Source organism: Arthrobacter glycogeni, assembly GCF_054511155.1.
The window spans coordinates 77,387-94,944 of record NZ_JBTNDE010000007.1; the positions used below are offsets into that span (position 1 = coordinate 77,387).

Here is a 17,558-nt window from a genome sequence, read left to right on the forward strand (position 1 = left end):
GACCAGCAGTGACCATTGAGCCGTCAGCTACCCTCGACCTGAACATCGGACCGGTCGCCCACGGCGGCCATTGCGTTGCCCGACATGAGGGCAGGGTCATCTTCGTCCGCCACGCCTTGCCCGGCGAAACGGTGCGGGTCAGGCTGACCGAGCACGACGACGGCGCGAGCTTCTGGCGCGCGGATGTGATCGAGGTGCTCGAAGCTTCGGAGCACCGGGTCAACCATCCGTGGGCCCTGGCCGATGCGCTGCTGGCGGCCCACCGTGGTGCCGCGCCGGTGGGCGGTGCCGAGTTCGGCCACATTGCCCTTCCCCTCCAGCGGCAACTCAAGGGAACGGTCTTCAGCGAACAACTCAAGCGGCTGGCCGGAATTGACCGGCACATCGAGGTCGAAGCCGTCCCGGATGAAACACCCGATGGCCTGCGGTGGCGCACCAGGGCAAGCTTCGCCGTGGCGCTCGACGGTCACCTTGCCATGCACGCACACCGGTCCGACGAGCTGATCCCCGTCGCCGAGATGCCGCTTGCTGTTGACGCGATTAACGAGCTGCAGCTGTGGACCGTCAACTTCACCGGAATCCAGCGGGTGGAAGTAGCAGTCGGCTCGGCTGGGGGCCCACCCCTGGTGCTATTGGTGCCCGCTCCCGGCGCGCGGCGGAAACAGACCGCCGCGGTGATTCACCAACTCGACGGGCCGTCGGTGGCGCTGTGGGATCCGGAAAAGGGGACTGTGGAGCGGGTCCGCGGCAGGACCTGGCTGGCCGAGACCGTCGGATCGCAGACCTACCGGATCACCGGTGACGGTTTCTGGCAGGTCCACCGGGGTGCGCCAGCACTCCTCATGAACGCGGTGCTGGATGGCCTGGCCATCCAGCCGGGGGAGCGCGCTGCCGACCTGTACTCGGGCGCAGGGCTGTTCACTGCGCCGATCGCCGACGCGGTGGGGGACACCGGCAGTGTGCTGGCCGTTGAGGGTTCCTCCGGCGCGTCCCGCGACGCGAAACGGAACCTGCACGGCCGGTCCCAGGTCGAGATTGTGCAGGGAAGGGTCGATCGGGTGCTCAACGAGCGGAAACCGGACCTCGACGTCGTCGTGCTGGACCCGCCGCGCGCCGGCGCCGGTCAGGCGGCCATCACCGAGGTCATCGCCGCCGGTCCGCGGGCTGTCGGGTATGTGTCCTGCGACCCGGCGTCGTTCTCCCGCGACGTGGGCTACTTCCAGCAGGCGGGCTGGGAGCTGGACACGTTGCGTGTGTTTGAGCTGTACCCGCACACCCACCACATGGAGTCCTTCGCCGTGCTCCGCCCGGGACGGGGATCGGAAACGCCCAACGGCTAGGATGACAATGCAGGGGAGAGGAGTCCAGCGGTGAGTACTATCGACAGCTTCGGTTCCAGGGGTGTGCTGAAGGTCGCCGGAACCGAGTACGAGATCTTCCGGCTGAGCGCGGTCGACGGCGCCCAAAGCCTTCCTTTCAGCCTCAAGGTGTTGCTCGAGAATCTGCTGCGCACCGAGGATGGTGCCAACATTACCGCCGGGCAGGTCAGCGCCCTGGCCGGCTGGGACGCAGACGCCCAGCCCAACACCGAGATCCAGTTCACGCCCGCCCGCGTCATCATGCAGGACTTCACCGGCGTGCCCTGCGTGGTGGACCTGGCGACCATGCGTGAAGCGGTCAAGGACCTCGGCGGTGACCCGAACCGGGTCAACCCCCTGGCACCAGCGGAACTGGTTATCGACCATTCGGTGCAGATCGATGTGTTCGGTAGCGCCGACGCGATCGAACGCAACATGGACCTGGAGTACCAGCGCAACGGTGAACGGTACCAGTTCCTTCGTTGGGGTCAGACTGCCTTCAACGACTTGAAGGTGGTGCCACCCGGAACCGGGATCGTCCATCAGGTGAACCTCGAATACCTGGCCCGGATCGTGATGACCCGCGGGCTCACCACGGGGGACATCACGGGGGGTAATACTGTCCTGCAGGCCTACCCCGACACGTGTGTCGGCACCGACTCGCACACCACGATGGTCAATGGCCTGGGCGTGCTCGGCTGGGGTGTGGGCGGTATCGAGGCGGAGGCGGCCATGCTGGGCCAGCCGGTGTCGATGCTCATCCCTCGCGTGGTGGGCTTCAAACTGGCCGGCTCCATTCCGGCGGGTGCCACCGCCACCGACGTCGTCCTCACCATCACCGAGATGCTGCGCAAGCATGGGGTGGTCGGCAAATTCGTCGAGTTCTACGGCGAGGGCGTCGCGGCCGTGCCGTTGGCTAATCGGGCGACCATCGGCAACATGAGCCCCGAATTCGGTTCCACCGCCGCAATGTTCCCGATCGACGACGTCACCCTCGAGTATCTGCGGCTCACGGGCCGGTCGGCGCAGAGCGTTGCCCTGGTCGAGGCCTACGCCAGGGAACAGGGCCTCTGGCACGACCCGGCACGGGAGATCCGCTTCTCCGAGCACCTCGAACTAGACCTTTCCACGGTGGTGCCGTCGATCGCCGGACCGAAGCGGCCCCAGGACCGTATCGACCTCACCGACGCCAAGAAACAGTTCCGCAGGGACATCCACAACTACGTCAGCTCGGTGGGTGACGTGGCACTGGACGAGGCCCTGGAGGAGTCGTTTCCGGCCTCCGACGTCCCGGCGATGACGTCGACGCTGCGGCACGCCGGGGGGCCGGGTGCCAGCGGTCGACCTTCGACGCCGGTCCCGGTCACCATGTCCGATGGGCGGACATTCGAGCTGGACCACGGGGCGGTTACCATCGCATCGATCACCTCGTGCACCAACACCTCGAACCCCTCGGTGATGCTCGCCGCGGCCCTCTTGGCCCGCAACGCAGTGAACCGCGGGCTCGCCTCCAAACCGTGGGTCAAGACGTCCGTTGCCCCCGGGTCAAAGGTGGTCACCGACTACTACGACAGATCCGGGCTCACTCCCTACCTCGAGAAGCTCGGGTTTTTCGTGGTGGGGTACGGCTGCGCCACGTGCATCGGAAATTCGGGGCCACTGGAACCGGAAATTGCCGCGGCGATCCAGGATAACGACCTGTCCGTGGCAGCAGTGCTCTCCGGGAACCGCAACTTTGAGGGCAGGATCAACCCTGACGTGAAAATGAACTACCTCGCGTCGCCGCCGCTGGTGATCGCCTACGCTTTGGCGGGCACAATGGACTTCAACTTCGAGTCGGATCCGTTGGGCCGCGACGACGACGGCGTTGACGTCTTTCTGCGCGACATCTGGCCCAGCCCGGTCGAGGTCCAGCTCACCATTGACTCGTCCATTGACGAGGCGATGTTCGCCGCAGGGTATGAGGGAGTGTTCGACGGCGATCACCGGTGGAAAGCCCTGGATACTCCCGAGGGTGACACGTTCGCCTGGAATGAGAACTCCACCTATGTGCGTAAGCCGCCGTACTTCGAGGGGATGAAGGCCGCGCCGAATCCGGTGACCGACATTTCGGGAGCGCGAGTGCTTGCCAGGCTGGGAGACTCGGTGACCACCGATCACATCAGCCCGGCCGGCTCGTTCAGGTCGGACAGCCCGGCCGGACGCTACCTGCTGGAACACGGAGTGGCGCGGAAGGATTTCAACTCGTACGGGTCCCGTCGCGGGAACCACGAGGTGATGATCCGAGGAACCTTCGCCAATATCCGGCTGCGCAACACCCTGCTGCAGGGGGTGGAAGGCGGATTCACCCGAGACTTCACCCAGACCGGCGGCCCGCAAGCCTACATGTACGATGCCGCGGTCAACTACGAGGCGGCCGGTGTTCCATTGGTGATCCTCGCTGGAAAGGAGTACGGCTCCGGTTCGTCCCGGGACTGGGCGGCGAAGGGCACCGCTCTGCTCGGCGTCCGCGCCGTGATCGCCGAGAGCTACGAGCGGATCCACCGCTCCAACCTGATCGGAATGGGAGTGCTGCCGCTGCAGTTCCCGGTGGGGGAAAGCGCCGCGACCTTGGGCCTCACCGGCACCGAGACATACGCCGTCGACGGCGTGACGGTCCTCAACGAGGGCAGCACCCCAGCGACCGTGAGGGTCAGCGCCGTACCGGAGGAGGGCGGCGACATCATCACCTTCGATGCGGTGCTGCGCATCGACACCCCGGGTGAAGCGGAGTACTACCGCAACGGCGGTATTCTTCACTACGTGCTCCGACAGCTCACAGCGATCGAGCGCCTCTGACCGTCAACCCGCGTTAGAGTTAATGACCCGCAGGTGTACGTCCGGCGGGAATGACCAACGCAAGGAGGCTCCGATGGGACTCTTGGAAACCATCCGCCACCCTCAGGACCTCAGCCGGCTGACCGCCGACCAGCTGGTCCGTCTGGCAGCGGAGATCCGTGACTTCCTCATCACGAATGTGTCCCGCACCGGTGGCCACCTCGGCCCCAACCTGGGGGTCGTCGAGCTCACCCTCGGCATTCACCGGATCTTCGATTCCCCCCGTGATGCAGTGATCTTCGACACGGGCCACCAGTCCTACGTGCATAAACTGCTGACCGGACGGCAGGACTTCAGCACCCTCCGTCAACAGGGCGGCCTCTCCGGCTACCCCTCACGCGCCGAATCCGAACACGACGTCGTGGAAAGCTCCCATGCGTCCTCCTCCCTGTCCTGGGCCGACGGGATTTCACGCGCCCGGGTGATCGCCGGTGAAGGTGACCGCTACACGGTGGTGCTGGTGGGCGACGGCGCCCTGACCGGCGGAATGGCCTGGGAAGCGATCAACAACATTGCGGCCGACAAACGACGTCGCGTAGTGATTGTTGTCAACGACAACGGCCGGTCCTACGCGCCGACCATCGGGGGTGTGGCCGACTACCTGGCTTCCCTGCGACCAACCCTTGACACCGTCCGCACCCACCGCGTCTATGAAGGGACCCTCGACTGGTCCAAACGGCGCCTCCAGAACGGTGGCCCGCTCGGCCGCTTCACCTACAAGAGCCTGCACGCCACGAAAAAAGGCATCAAGGACTGGTGGGCCCCCCAGGGTCTGTTCGAAGACCTTGGCATGAAGTACATCGGACCCATCAATGGCCACGATATGGCTGCCGTAGAGCATGCCCTGCACCAGGCGCGCAACTACGAGGGACCGGTGATCGTCCATGCGATCACGGAGAAGGGCTACGGCTACGCGCCGGCCCGGGCCCACGACGCCGACCAGTTCCATGCCGTCGGTATCATCGACCCCGAAACCGGACAACCGGTTGGCGCGGCCGGACCGCAGTCCTGGACCAGCGTGTTCGCCGACGAAATTGCTGCCATCGCCGACGAGCGCAAGGACATCGTCGGCATCACCGGCGCCATGCTGATCCCTGTGGGGCTGCACAAGTTTGCCGAAAAGTACCCTGAACGGGTGTTCGACGTCGGCATCGCCGAACAGCACGCGCTCACCAGCGCTGCGGGGATGGCCTTCGGCGGGCTGCACCCGGTGGTGGCATTGTACGCCACGTTCCTGGGCCGAGGATTTGACCAGCTCCTGATGGACGTCGCCCTCCACAAGGCGGGGGTCACCGTGGTGCTGGACCGCTCGGGTGTCACCGGCCCCGACGGTGCGAGCCACCACGGGATGTGGGACATGGCAATGCTGCAGATCATTCCCGGACTGCATCTGGCAGCACCTCGTGACGCCACCAGGCTCCGCGAGGAACTCAGGGAGGCTGTTGCCATCGGCGACGCGCCGAGCGTCGTACGGTATTCGAAAGGCGCTGTCGGCGCTGAGGTGCAGGCGATTGAACGGCTCGACGACGGCGTTGAGGTGCTGGCCCGCAGGCCCTCCGGTTCGAGCAACAACGACGTCCTCATCGTCAGTATCGGCGCGATGAGCGAACTGGCTCTGGATGTTTCCAACCGGTTGGGCGCACAGGGGATCAGCTCGACGGTGATCGATCCGCGCTGGGTGCTGCCGGTCCGTCGATCAGTAATCACCATGGCAGCCGAACACCGGATTGTGATCGTGATCGAGGACGGGGTGCGCGCTGGCGGTGTCGGATCACGGATCCGGCAGGAGATGCGTGCCGTCGGGGTGGACACCGCGCTCAACGAGGTGGGACTGCCCGTGGAGTTCCTTGACCACGGCACGCGAACCGAAGTGTTGGAACGGGTTGGGTTGACCGCGCGGAAAGTAGCCCAGGACGTCGTCGAGCAGGTACTGGGCACCAGGGTGCCCGTCGCCCGTCCGCTCCCCGGGCTCACTTCACCAGTGACCGGGCAGTTACCCACGCTCTGACGGGCTCGGCTGACCAGGCAATGAAGTGCCCGGGAGCGCAAAAACGCTGTCCGCGAAAGCAGGGCGTCAGAAACAGTCTGTGAGACAATGAACGTGGCTGGCAGGGGAACCACATTCCCCGGCCGGTCCAGTGACAGGCTTCCGGCTGTGCTGGCGACGCTTCTGGGTGCATCGTGAAAACATCCTGACGGGTGGGATGCCGAGAATCCGCTGTGCAGGCCAACCGCTGGGAAAGCAGCGGATAGGGAAAAGCGCCACTGGTCTTCGAGTGATGCCGCACCCCACGGATGGTGCGACCTCGAAGCTCACTAGACGACTTCCGGTGGACGCGAGGCGCCAAGGCCCGCCGACAACCGACATACTGCCCCCGGGGGCGTCGGAATGTGGCCGACGCCGCAGGGGCTGGAGCAAAACACCATATGGATAATCAGCAGAACACCACGGATCAGAACCCCACGGATCAGATCCCCACGGATCAGAACCCCACGGACCAGATTCAGGACTCCGCGCAGGAGCAGCTCGACGTCCCAGTGACCAAGGCAGCCCGGACCCGCCGCAAAAAGGCAGAGCCTGCGGTGGGCAAAGCAGAGCCTGCGGCGGGCGCCAGCGGCGAGTCAGCGACCACTGAAGCACCAGAGCCAGCTGCAGCGCCGAAGCGGCGTGCGACGCGCAGCCGCAAGGTTGCTACCAGCGACGTCGTGCTCCCCGAGGCACCGTCCGCGCCGTCCGCCGGTGCTGGCGAGATGAACGCTGACGCTGCTGCTACCGCTGGTGACGCTCCGGCTATCATTACCGACGCTCCGGCGACCACTCCCGACGCTGGCGCGGTCGCCGAACCCGTCGCCGAGAAGGCGGTGATGGCCCCAGCCCGCCGCCGCGCGCCCCGGAAGGCCAGCAGCCCCTCCGGAGCACCCGCTGCCGTCGAACCCACCGTCGAGAAAGCGCTGGCCCCCGTCGCCCAGGCGGCCGACGTCGTCGCCACCGAAGCCACCGATGTTCCGCCGGCCGACGTCGCACCGGCACCAGTGAAAAAAATTACCCGCCGCCGGTCGACGGCCGCGCAGAAGCAGGTGCCGGTTCCCGAGGAAACTGCTCCCGCAGCAGTTGAAGGTCAGGACGCCCCCGTGGAAGCGCAGGCCGACCCGGCACCGATCGATGCGGCCCAGGTTGAGGCGGCCGAGACTGCCAAGGAGGCGGCCCCCGTTTCACCGGCGCCCGTTTTCCCGGCCCCCGTGTCCTCGGCAGCCGACCCGTTCGCCATCCCCGCGTCACTGTTTCACGCACCCGACCTGACAGTTGCTCCGACCCCGGTCAGGAAAGCTGACGCCGCCGCGGCGTCCGACGCCGAAGATGATGACGACGACGATAGTGACACCGAGCCCGGAGGGCGCCGCCGCCGTCGTAATCGCCGCAGCCGGGGTAAGAGCCGTAGCGACCAGGACACACCCAGCGACGAGGCCGGCCCAGCCGACGAGGCCAGCCCGGACGGCGACAGCGATGACGGTGTGACGTCGCGTCGTCGTCGGAGGCGTCGCCGTGGAGATCAGGACCTTGAACTGACCGGCGGTCAGGACGACGATCCCCCCAACACGGTGACCCGGGTCCGGGCACCCCGGCAGGTGCAGGAAGCCGCACCCTCCAACAAAGTCACCAGCGTCAAGGGATCCACCCGGCTGGAGGCCAAGAAGCAGCGTCGCCGCGAGTCCCGCGATACGGGGCGCCGCCGCCAGGTCATCACCGAAGCCGAGTTCCTGGCGCGTCGCGAATCGGTGGACCGGCAAATGATCGTCCGCCAGCGCGATGACAGGATCCAGATTGCTGTCCTCGAGGACGGGTTGCTTGCTGAGCACTTCGTGTCCAAGACGCAGCAGGATTCGCTGATCGGCAACGTGTACCTGGGCAAGGTCCAGAACGTGCTGCCCAGCATGGAAGCAGCGTTCGTTGATATCGGCCGCGGCCGCAACGCGGTCCTGTACGCCGGTGAGGTCAACTGGGATGCGTCACGCCTCGATGGGCAGCCACGCCGCATCGAACTGGCGTTGAAGTCCGGCGACACCGTCCTGGTGCAGGTCACCAAGGATCCGGTGGGCCACAAGGGCGCCCGCCTGACCAGCCAGATTTCCCTCCCCGGACGCTACCTCGTGTACGTGCCGGGTGGCTCCATGACCGGGATTTCCCGGAAGCTGCCGGATGTGGAACGCAACCGGCTCAAGCGCATCCTTAAAGACCGTCTGCCCGAGAACGCCGGCGTGATCGTCCGCACCGCAGCGGAGGGCGCCAGCGAGGAAGAGCTGACCCACGACATCAACCGGCTGCGGTCACAGTGGGAGACCATTGAGGCCAAGTCGGGCTCGACCAAGTCACTGGCTCCGGAGCTGTTGTACGGGGAGCCGGACCTGACCATCAAGGTGGTCCGTGACGTCTTCAACGAAGACTTCTCCAAACTCATCGTCTCCGGTGAGGAAGCCTGGGACACCATCGAGGCCTACGTCATGTACGTGGCCCCCGATCTGGTGGGCCGCCTGGAGAAATGGACCGGCAATGAGGACATTTTCTTCGCCAGCCGGATCGATGAGCAAATCCACAAGGCCCTCGACCGGAAGGTCTTCCTGCCCTCCGGCGGGTCGCTCGTCATTGACCGCACCGAGGCTATGACCGTGGTTGACGTCAATACCGGCAAGTTCACCGGTAGCGGCGGAAACCTCGAAGAAACCGTCACCAAGAACAACCTGGAAGCCGCAGAGGAAGTGGTCCGCCAGCTCCGGCTGCGGGACATCGGTGGCATCATCGTCATTGACTTCATCGATATGGTCCTTGAAGCCAACCGGGATCTCGTCCTGCGTCGGATGGTTGAATGTCTTGGCCGGGACCGCACCAAGCACCAGGTTGCCGAGGTGACCTCCCTGGGTCTGGTCCAGATGACCAGGAAGCGGATGGGCACCGGGCTCCTGGAGGTCTTTGGCGAGAACTGTGAGCACTGTGATGGACGCGGCGTCGTTACACATGACGAGCCGGTGGAACATAAGCGGCACGTCGTTGCCCCCGATAACCACCAGCAGCACCTCCGCCAGGAGAAGGTATCCCGCAGTGAACGCAAGCGCAATCGGAGCCGGCCCAGTTCACCGGCCGACGACGAGCAGCAGACACCCGAGGTGCCACAGGACGATGCCGAGCGCCAGACCCGCGCCGAGGCGGCTAGGGTGGCGCTTGCGAGCATCGCCGCGGCTACCCACGCAGCGCATGAGGCCGAGGGACTCCCCGCGGCCCACGACGCCGCGGAAGTGGTGCTGACAATCAACGGGGAGACCGTCAGCCTGCCCCGCGCGGAGAGCAGCGACGCCGAAGTGCTGGGGGCGGGCCGGTTGACCCTCGACAGCCTCACCCAGGCGTTCGACCGGAAGCCTGCGACAGCTGATTCCGCTTCCGAACCGGCGGTCGAATCGGCGGTGGACTCGGTTGGTGAACCGGCGCCTGCGCCCGAGCCAGCTCCCCGCAGCCCGCGGCGTAACCGGCGCAGGGCCGCCAGCAGCGCCCAGGGGACCGCTGCAACCTCGGTTATCGAACGGAAGCAGGCAGACCAGGACGGGGTAGCCGAGCACCCGGCGGCACGGTTTGTTGCGACAGCCCAGGCTGAGCCCCGCACGGTGGTGCCCGCAAGGGATGAGCCGATGATCCTCGGGGTAGGGGTTCCCGCGTCCGAGTTGTAGACACAGGTCCGGTCCGGCGGTGGACTGCGACTCGCCCACACCCTGGGTGATTTGCAGGAACCCGCCGAACTGGCGTAATCTAGATCCTCGGTGCGTTCGCCTTCTAACCGGTCATCCGGGGCGTCGATGCACAGCGTCAGCGGTAGGACCAACCAGTGTGGTTTGCCGGTGTAAGTACGCACACCAGTAGTTTTCCAAGCAGAGTTGTCGAGAGAAGTGAGTTCCCAAGTGGTGTACGCGATTGTCCGCGCAGGCGGCCGCCAAGAAAAGGTTTCCGTGGGAGACCTCGTAACCCTTGACCGCGTCACCGGTAAGGCCGGCAGCAGCTTTCAGCTGCCCGCCCTCCTTCTGGTCGACGGCGACAAGGTAACCTCAGCAGCAGACGACCTGGCAAAGGTTGCTGTCACTGCCGAGATTATTGAGAATCTTCGTGGACCGAAGATTGTCATTCAGAAGTTCAAGAACAAGACCGGCTACAAGAAGCGCCAGGGTCACCGTTCTGAACTGACCCGCGTCAAGATCACAGGCATCAAGTAACCTCTTCGTTCTTTATCAAAAGGTAGGCAAAGCAGATGGCACATAAGAAGGGTGCGAGTTCCACTCGCAACGGTCGCGATTCAAACGCCCAGTACCTTGGCGTCAAGCGGTTCGGTGGACAGGTTGTCAAGGCTGGCGAAATCATTGTTCGCCAGCGTGGCACCCACTTCCACCCCGGCGCTGGCGTTGGCCGCGGCGGAGACGACACGCTGTTTGCACTGGAGGCAGGCTCGGTGGAGTTCGGTAGCCGCCGTGGACGTCGCGTCGTCAACATCGTCGGCGCGGTCGCAGAGTAGTTCCTGCGCACCAGGCATTGGCAGTGAGGTGGGGTGAGCCGATCCGGCTCGCCCCACTTTCTTTTTAAGCCGGGATAGACTCGGCATCAATTCGCAATTTACGAAGGAGATCAACGTGGCAAGCTTCGTTGACCGGGTGGTTCTGCATGTGTCGGGCGGGACCGGCGGTCATGGCTGCGTTTCCGTCAAGCGTGAAAAGTTCAAGCCGTTGGGTGGCCCCGACGGCGGTAATGGCGGCGACGGCGGCAGCATCATTCTCCGCGTCGACTCCCAAACCACCACCCTCCTCGACTACCACCATGCACCCCACCGCCACGCCACCAACGGCGGCAACGGTATGGGCGACTGGCGCGGCGGCAAGCAGGGAGAAACCCTCATCCTCCCGATGCCAGACGGCACAGTCATCAAAACCAGGGACGGCGAAGTACTCGCCGACCTGGTCGGCGAAGGCGCCGAGTTCATCGCCGCTTCAGGCGGCCAGGGCGGTCTCGGAAACTCGTCGCTGTCCTCCCAGAAACGCAAGGCACCCGGGTTCGCACTACTGGGCATCCCGGGTGACGCCCGGGATATCGTCCTTGAGCTGAAGTCGATCGCGGACATTGCCCTGGTCGGCTTCCCGTCCGCCGGCAAATCCAGCCTCGTCGCCGCGATGTCAGCGGCACGCCCCAAGATTGCCGACTACCCGTTCACTACGCTGGTACCGAACCTCGGCGTCGTCGAGTCCGGCGATGTGCGCTACACCATCGCCGACGTGCCGGGCCTCATCGAGGGTGCCAGCGAAGGCAAGGGTCTGGGCCACAACTTCCTGCGTCACGTCGAGCGCTGCGCTGCGCTGGTGCACGTCCTTGACTGCGCCACCCTGGAGTCCGACCGGAACCCGCTGCACGACCTCGATATCATCGAGCGCGAACTGGAAAAGTACGCGGTCGACATGAGCTTCGCCGGCCCGGACGGCGACGTCGTACCCTTGAATCAGCGGCCCAAGCTGATCGCCCTGAACAAGGTCGATGTGCCTGACGGCAAGGATATGGCGTCCTTCGTCCGTCCCGAGCTCGAGGCGCGCGGATACCGAGTGTTCGAGGTGTCGGCGTCCAGCCACGAAGGGCTGCGGCAGCTCGGCTTCGCGATGGGCGAGATCGTCACCGCCGCCCGCGCAGCGCTGAAGGCAACACCACCGAAGATCACACCGCCGATCCTCCGGCCCCGGGCCGTCAACTCCCGCGGGTTCATCATCCGCAACGAGGAGAAGAACCTCCTGCCACTGTTCCGGATTATCGGCGAGAAGCCGGTGCGCTGGGTCAAGCAGACCGACTTCAACAACGACGAGGCCGTGGGCTACCTGGCCGACCGGCTCGCGAAGCTCGGCGTCGAGGAACAGCTCTTCAAGAGCGGTGCCAAGCCGGGTGACACCGTCGTCATTGGTGAGGGCGACGGAGTCGTCTTCGACTGGGAGCCGACCATGATGGGTGGTGCCGAACTGCTCGCATCACCGCGTGGCACCGACATCCGTCTGGCCGAGTTTGTGCGACCGACCCGCGACGAAAAACGCGAGGATCATCAGGAACGCAAGGACGCCCGGGCCGCGGCACGCCTCGATTTGGAGACAGAGCGTAAGGCCGGAATCTGGACCGAATCGGTCAACTACAAGACGCGGACCTCCCCTGGAACCACCATCGAGACCTCGCAGGCCGTGCCCGAAGGCGAGTCAGCACCCGCCGACCAGCAAAACGACGAACCGGCACCCGCGCACGATAGCGAAGAAACCGGACGCTGAGGGTGACGACGACGTCAAAGCGCGCGCTGAAGACTCGGTCCGGCCTCGCGAAAGCAAAGCGGATTGTCGTCAAGGTGGGCTCGTCGTCGCTCACCTCCATCTCCGGCGGGCTCTCCGAGGAAGCCCTGGTGGGCCTGTCCGATGTGCTCGCTGCACGCCGGAACGAGGGCACCGAAGTCATTCTGGTTTCCAGCGGCGCCATTGCTGCCGGGCTGGCGCCGCTCGGCCTGAAACGGCGGCCAAATCAGCTGTCATCCCAGCAGGCTGCGGCAAGCGTCGGTCAGGGCCTCCTGATGGCGAGATACACTGCCGCCTTCGGCGCGCACGGGGTCACCGTCAGCCAGGTGCTACTCACCGCAGAGGACCTGATTCGTCGGGGTCACTACGCCAACGCGCACCGGGCCATGGAACGGCTACTGAACTTCGGTGTGGTGCCCATCGTCAATGAGAACGACACGGTTGCCAGCCACGAAATCAGGTTCGGGGACAACGATCGCCTGGCCGCGCTGGTGGCGCACCTGGTGAAAGCCGACGCCTTGGTGCTGTTGTCCGACGTCGATTCCCTGTACGACGGCCCGCCGAAAGACGGCGCCCAGCGGATCCCAGAGGTCCGCGGACCGGAGGACCTCGAGGGTGTGGAAATTGGCCGGACAGGCAAGGCGGGGGTCGGTACTGGGGGCATGGTCACCAAGGTGGAGGCGGCGACGATTGCCGCCAGTTCCGGGATCCCCGCCCTGGTCACCTCAACCGACAATGCCGCTGCAGCGCTGGCGGGCGCCGACGTCGGCACCTGGTTCAGCACCAGCGGCCGCCGGCAGCCTATCCGCCTGTTGTGGCTTGCGCACCTTGCCGACATTCGGGGCACCCTCACACTCGATGATGGCGCGGCGAAAGCAGTCGGGGAGCGCAGGCGGTCACTGCTCCCCGCGGGAATCGTCTCGGTCGGTGGCGACTTCGAAGCCGGCGATCCGGTAGCCATGGTGGACGTCGGCGGGCATGTCGTCGCCCACGGTCTGGTCAACTACAGCTCATTCGAACTGCCCAGGATGCTCGGCCGGACGACTCGCGAGCTGTCCAAAGAGCTCGGCCGCGAATACGAGCGCTCAGTGGTTCACGTGAACGACCTTGTGGTGCTTCGTTAGACTAGGCGCATGACATCAGTGACCGAACAGCAGACCGATGTAACAGCCGCTGTCCACGCCATTGCCGACCGCTCACGCGAAGCGGCGCGGCTGGTGGCCGCAGCCAACCGGGCAGCCAAGGACCGGGCACTTCTCGCCATCGGTGCGGATCTCGTGGCCAACAGTTCGATGGTTCTGGCAGCCAACGCTCTTGACGTTGAAGCCGGGCTGGCCAACGGCACGTCGAAGGCGTTGTTGGACCGGCTGAGTCTCACCGAGGACCGGATTGCCGGGCTCGCCGAAGCGCTGCAGAATCTGGCAGGGCTTCCCGATCCAGTGGGCTCCCTGGAACGGGGGCAGACGCTGCCCAACGGGGTCCGGATGCGCCAGGTCCATGTGCCGCTGGGCGTCGTCGCGGCCATCTATGAGGCGCGGCCCAATGTGACAGTCGACATTGCAGGCCTGGCCCTGAAGAGCGGCAACGCGGTGATCCTGCGCGGTGGAAGCGCCGCAGCCCACACCAACTCGGCGTTGGTGGACCTGATCCGGGAGGCCTTGGTCCGTTCGGGTCTTCCCGCCGATGCTGTGCAAAGCGTCGATCAGTACGGACGCGAGGGTGCCACTGTGTTGATGACGGCGCGCGGCCGGGTGGATGTCCTGATTCCCCGTGGCGGGCGCGACCTCATCCAGACGGTAGTCACCAATTCGTCGGTGCCCGTGATTGAAACCGGCGAAGGGAACGTTCACATTTTCGTTGACCAAAGCGCCGATCCGGCGATGGCCGTCGACATCCTGCTGAACGCCAAGACTCAGCGCCCCAGTGTCTGCAACACGGTGGAAACCCTTCTCGTCCACAGTGACTCCAGCGCCACTGCTGACGTGTTGCGGGCCTTGGCCGGTGCCGGGGTTCGGCTGCACGTCGACCAGCGGACCCTTGACAGCCTGCCCGACGGCGTCGAAGCAGACCTCGCCACCGACGACGATTGGGCCCGCGAATACATGGACCTCGACCTCGCAGTCGCCACCGTGGACTCTCTGGACGAGGCCATCGGCCATATCAGGCGGTGGACGTCGGGGCACACCGAAGCGATCATCACCAATGATCTGGGTAACGCGGAGCGGTTCATTGCCGGCATTGACTCGGCGGCAGTGATTGTCAATGCCTCCACTCGTTTCACTGACGGCGCCGAGTTGGGTTTGGGCGCCGAGGTGGGGATTTCGACGCAGAAAATGCATGCACGCGGTCCGATGGGACTGCGCGAGCTGACCACGACCAAATGGATTCTTCAGGGTGATGGTCAGGTCCGGTCCTAGGGCCACGCCACGAAGCGCGTAACATGGGAGGGAACCTAATCGCCGGCTGGTGTTGACCGGCTAACCAGCACCTCAAATTTCAAGGGGAGAATATATGCTTTCTCAGCTTCTCACTACCACGCTCCTAGCCAGCGAGACTGGCGGGGAACACACGGTCGTCGAACTGCCGATGGACCCGGTGCTGTATGGGGCACTCATCATGAGTGCACTGGTGGCCCTGATGTTCGTGACGCTGGCCTTTTCCAGCCTGGGCAACCGCCACGAGGCCGTTGAGGAGCATGCCGATCCGCACAAGCAGCACCCCAACAAGCACGACCACGGCGAATCCTCACACCGCTGAACGCGGCAGTGGGGAAGGACCTAAGTCACACGACGTGAATCCAGCTGACAGAGCACACCCGGACGGGAGTCCGTGGCGTTTGGGCGTCATGGGCGGAACGTTCGACCCGATCCATCACGGTCACCTGGTGGCCGCGAGCGAAGTCGCCGCGGTGTTCAACCTTGATGAAGTGGTGTTCGTCCCCACCGGGCAGCCTTGGCAGAAGGCGGACCGTGAGGTCAGCGCCGCCGAGCACCGGTACCTGATGACTGTGGTGGCAACGGCATCGAACCCACGCTTCACCGTCAGCCGGGTAGACATCGACCGTCCCGGTCCTACCTACACCATCGACACACTGCGCGATCTCAAGGTGGCTCGGCCCGAGGCTGAGCTGTTCTTCATTACCGGCGCCGACGCCATGGCCCAGATCCTGTCCTGGAAGAACGCTGACGAATTGTGGTCTTTGGCCCACTTCATCGGAGTCACCCGCCCGGGCCACGAACTTGATGGGCGTGGCCGGGACGTGAGCCTTCTGGAGGTTCCGGCGATGGCGATCTCATCGACAGACTGTCGGCGACGGGTCGCCCTCAACGACCCTGTTTGGTATCTTGTGCCCGACGGCGTGGTGCAGTACATCGCCAAGCACGAGCTTTACCGCGACGCGGCCGGAACCACTCGGCCACACGATGTACACAACGACCTGAAATCTACTACTGGGTGAGAAAGCAATGAGTAACAGCAACGAATCCGCACACAGCCGGAAGTCCCATCGGCATACCCGCGGGACGAATGCTGACGAACAGACACTGGAGCCACAGGCCGGTGAGCTGGTGAACAGCAGGCTCGTGCATACCGATCTGGTTGCTACCGAACGGCGTAGCCGCCGCGCTGCAGACGCCCCGGTGGACGCTCAAACCGTACACCCGGGAGAACGGGTCTCCCAGGCCCGTGCCCGGGACCGTGAGGCGTTGCGGGCATATCGTGCACTGGCAGAGCAGCGCCCCAGCCCCGAGCAGACGGTCGAGCCGTTCCGCCGCCAACGCCGCGGCCAGGAGGGCACCACCGCAACGCAGAGCCATCAGGCGCTGCCGCGCACCCCCGACGCCGAGTCTGCGCCTGAGGTCGACCGCCCGGCTGCCGGGCTGGGACCCGTGCGGGAAGGAGGCAGGAGGGACCGTCGTCGTCGGCCAGACGACCCAGCAACCGACACCGGCGGGCTTGTCACTGAGCCGACCGGGCAGGAAGGGGTGCTGGACGATCGGCAAACCGCACCTGACCTCGACCAGATGAGCATCGGGCAGGCGCTGGCCGCCCGGCAGGCCATTGTCCGCCAGGCACAGGCGCAGGTCGTCAAGATGGCAGCGGGCCGGGAGGATGATCCGTTCACGGTCGACCTGGAGATCCTGGCACAGCAGAAAGCGCTGGCCGAGCGCGCCGCCGTGCTGAACAGCCGTGCACAGAAGATGCAGCAGCTTTCGCAGGCAAATGAACAGCGGAAGCCGAGCGTCAACGATCCCACCACTGCTCACAATCTACCGATTGTCTCGCCGAAGGAATTCATCCGCGTGCCGGGGTTTCCCCACTCGGCGCCGAAGGCAGCAGCGACGTCGGCGGCGGTTCCCATCGGAGCACGGACAGCGCATGGGCTCGAACCACTCGACGCCATGACGGCGGGGCTGGCGCGGGTCAAACGCCTGCAGCTAGTGCAGTATTCCATTGTCAGTCTGGGCGCTCTGGCGCTCGTCACCGGGATCATGATGATTGCCGGTGTCCTCAATTGAACTTGACGACTGACCACACACAAGGAGATCAGTGAGCGCTAACGAAACGTCCATCGCGATTGCCCGGGCGGCTGCACATGCAGCGTCGGAGAAAATCGGTCAGGACATTGTTGCTATTGACGTCAGCGAACGGCTGGCAATTACCGACGTCTTCCTGGTTGCTTCGGCATCCAGCGAACGGCAGGTCAACTCGATCGTGGACGGCATCGAGGAGGAACTGTCCAAACAGGGGCTGAAGCCGGTCCGGCGTGAAGGACGCAGCGAGGGCCGGTGGGTCCTCCTGGATTACCTGGACGTGGTAATTCACGTCCAGCACGAGGAGGACCGCGTCTTTTACGCGCTGGAACGTCTCTGGGGCGATTGCCCGGTCATCGACCTGCAGCTTGAAACCACGCCTGCTGCTCCTGCCGACGTTGCTACTGCTACTGCCGCCGCCGAGTGAGGGTTGCCGCCGCTGATTCCACTG

13 protein-coding genes are annotated in these 17,558 nt (G+C 65.0%); all 13 read left to right on the plus strand.

The genetic code is table 11. The annotated features are described in order from the left end of the window. The first annotated feature begins 8 nt into the window (after positions 1-8). The 13 genes from ACX80O_RS06705 (at position 9) to rsfS (ending at position 17,534) form a co-directional block, all read left to right on the plus strand. Positions 9-1,340, plus strand: a complete 1,332-nt coding sequence (locus ACX80O_RS06705) for a class I SAM-dependent RNA methyltransferase (protein WP_459332946.1) — start codon at positions 9-11, stop codon at positions 1,338-1,340. 30 nt (positions 1,341-1,370) lie between these two features. After that, a complete protein-coding gene (gene acnA / locus ACX80O_RS06710) occupies positions 1,371-4,196 on the plus strand; it encodes an aconitate hydratase AcnA (protein WP_459332947.1) in 2,826 nt (941 codons plus the stop codon). A gap of 73 nt (positions 4,197-4,269) precedes the next feature. After that, positions 4,270-6,243: a 1-deoxy-D-xylulose-5-phosphate synthase gene (gene dxs / locus ACX80O_RS06715; RefSeq protein WP_459308391.1), complete on the plus strand. Its 1,974-nt coding sequence runs from the start codon at positions 4,270-4,272 to the stop codon at positions 6,241-6,243. A gap of 419 nt (positions 6,244-6,662) precedes the next feature. Continuing rightward, on the plus strand, positions 6,663-9,950 hold the full coding sequence (locus ACX80O_RS06720; protein ID WP_459332948.1) for an Rne/Rng family ribonuclease: 3,288 nt from the start codon (positions 6,663-6,665) through the stop codon (positions 9,948-9,950). A gap of 228 nt (positions 9,951-10,178) precedes the next feature. After that, positions 10,179-10,487 (plus strand): 50S ribosomal protein L21, encoded by a 309-nt coding sequence (gene rplU / locus ACX80O_RS06725; protein WP_019482657.1) that lies wholly within the window; start codon positions 10,179-10,181, stop codon positions 10,485-10,487. 35 nt (positions 10,488-10,522) lie between these two features. Further along, positions 10,523-10,783, plus strand: a complete 261-nt coding sequence (rpmA, locus tag ACX80O_RS06730; RefSeq protein WP_081743419.1) for a 50S ribosomal protein L27 — start codon at positions 10,523-10,525, stop codon at positions 10,781-10,783. A gap of 115 nt (positions 10,784-10,898) precedes the next feature. Continuing rightward, positions 10,899-12,557 carry a GTPase ObgE gene (gene obgE, locus ACX80O_RS06735; protein WP_459332949.1) on the plus strand — a complete coding sequence of 553 codons (1,659 nt, stop codon included), beginning with the start codon at positions 10,899-10,901 and terminating at the stop codon, positions 12,555-12,557. A 2-nt stretch (positions 12,558-12,559) separates the two neighbouring features. Next, positions 12,560-13,699: a glutamate 5-kinase gene (gene proB, locus ACX80O_RS06740; RefSeq protein ID WP_459308386.1), complete on the plus strand. Its 1,140-nt coding sequence runs from the start codon at positions 12,560-12,562 to the stop codon at positions 13,697-13,699. A gap of 9 nt (positions 13,700-13,708) precedes the next feature. After that, a complete protein-coding gene (locus ACX80O_RS06745) occupies positions 13,709-14,992 on the plus strand; it encodes a glutamate-5-semialdehyde dehydrogenase (RefSeq protein ID WP_459332950.1) in 1,284 nt (427 codons plus the stop codon). Between the two features lie 94 nt (positions 14,993-15,086). Further along, entirely contained in the window at positions 15,087-15,332 is a 246-nt protein-coding gene (locus tag ACX80O_RS06750; RefSeq protein ID WP_459332982.1) for a hypothetical protein, read from the plus strand. 34 nt (positions 15,333-15,366) lie between these two features. Further along, the gene (nadD, locus tag ACX80O_RS06755; RefSeq protein WP_459332951.1) at positions 15,367-16,032 is read left to right on the plus strand and encodes a nicotinate-nucleotide adenylyltransferase; all 666 of its coding nucleotides are present in this window, start codon (positions 15,367-15,369) and stop codon (positions 16,030-16,032) included. A gap of 7 nt (positions 16,033-16,039) precedes the next feature. Then, positions 16,040-17,092, plus strand: coding sequence for a hypothetical protein (locus ACX80O_RS06760; RefSeq protein WP_459332952.1), 1,053 nt, complete (start codon positions 16,040-16,042; stop codon positions 17,090-17,092). Positions 17,093-17,123: 31 nt separating this feature from the next. Beyond that, positions 17,124-17,534: a ribosome silencing factor gene (rsfS, locus tag ACX80O_RS06765; protein WP_459308380.1), complete on the plus strand. Its 411-nt coding sequence runs from the start codon at positions 17,124-17,126 to the stop codon at positions 17,532-17,534. Positions 17,535-17,558: the final 24 nt, after the last annotated feature.

Coding starts and splice junctions, on each gene's coding strand:
- ACX80O_RS06750 (WP_459332982.1), top strand. CDS start 15,087: ATGCTTTCTCAGCTTCTCACTACCACGCTCCTAGCCAGCGAGACTGGC.
- dxs (WP_459308391.1), top strand. CDS start 4,270: ATGGGACTCTTGGAAACCATCCGCCACCCTCAGGACCTCAGCCGGCTG.
- rpmA (WP_081743419.1), top strand. CDS start 10,523: ATGGCACATAAGAAGGGTGCGAGTTCCACTCGCAACGGTCGCGATTCA.
- ACX80O_RS06745 (WP_459332950.1), top strand. CDS start 13,709: ATGACATCAGTGACCGAACAGCAGACCGATGTAACAGCCGCTGTCCAC.
- ACX80O_RS06720 (WP_459332948.1), top strand. CDS start 6,663: ATGGATAATCAGCAGAACACCACGGATCAGAACCCCACGGATCAGATC.
- ACX80O_RS06760 (WP_459332952.1), top strand. CDS start 16,040: ATGAGTAACAGCAACGAATCCGCACACAGCCGGAAGTCCCATCGGCAT.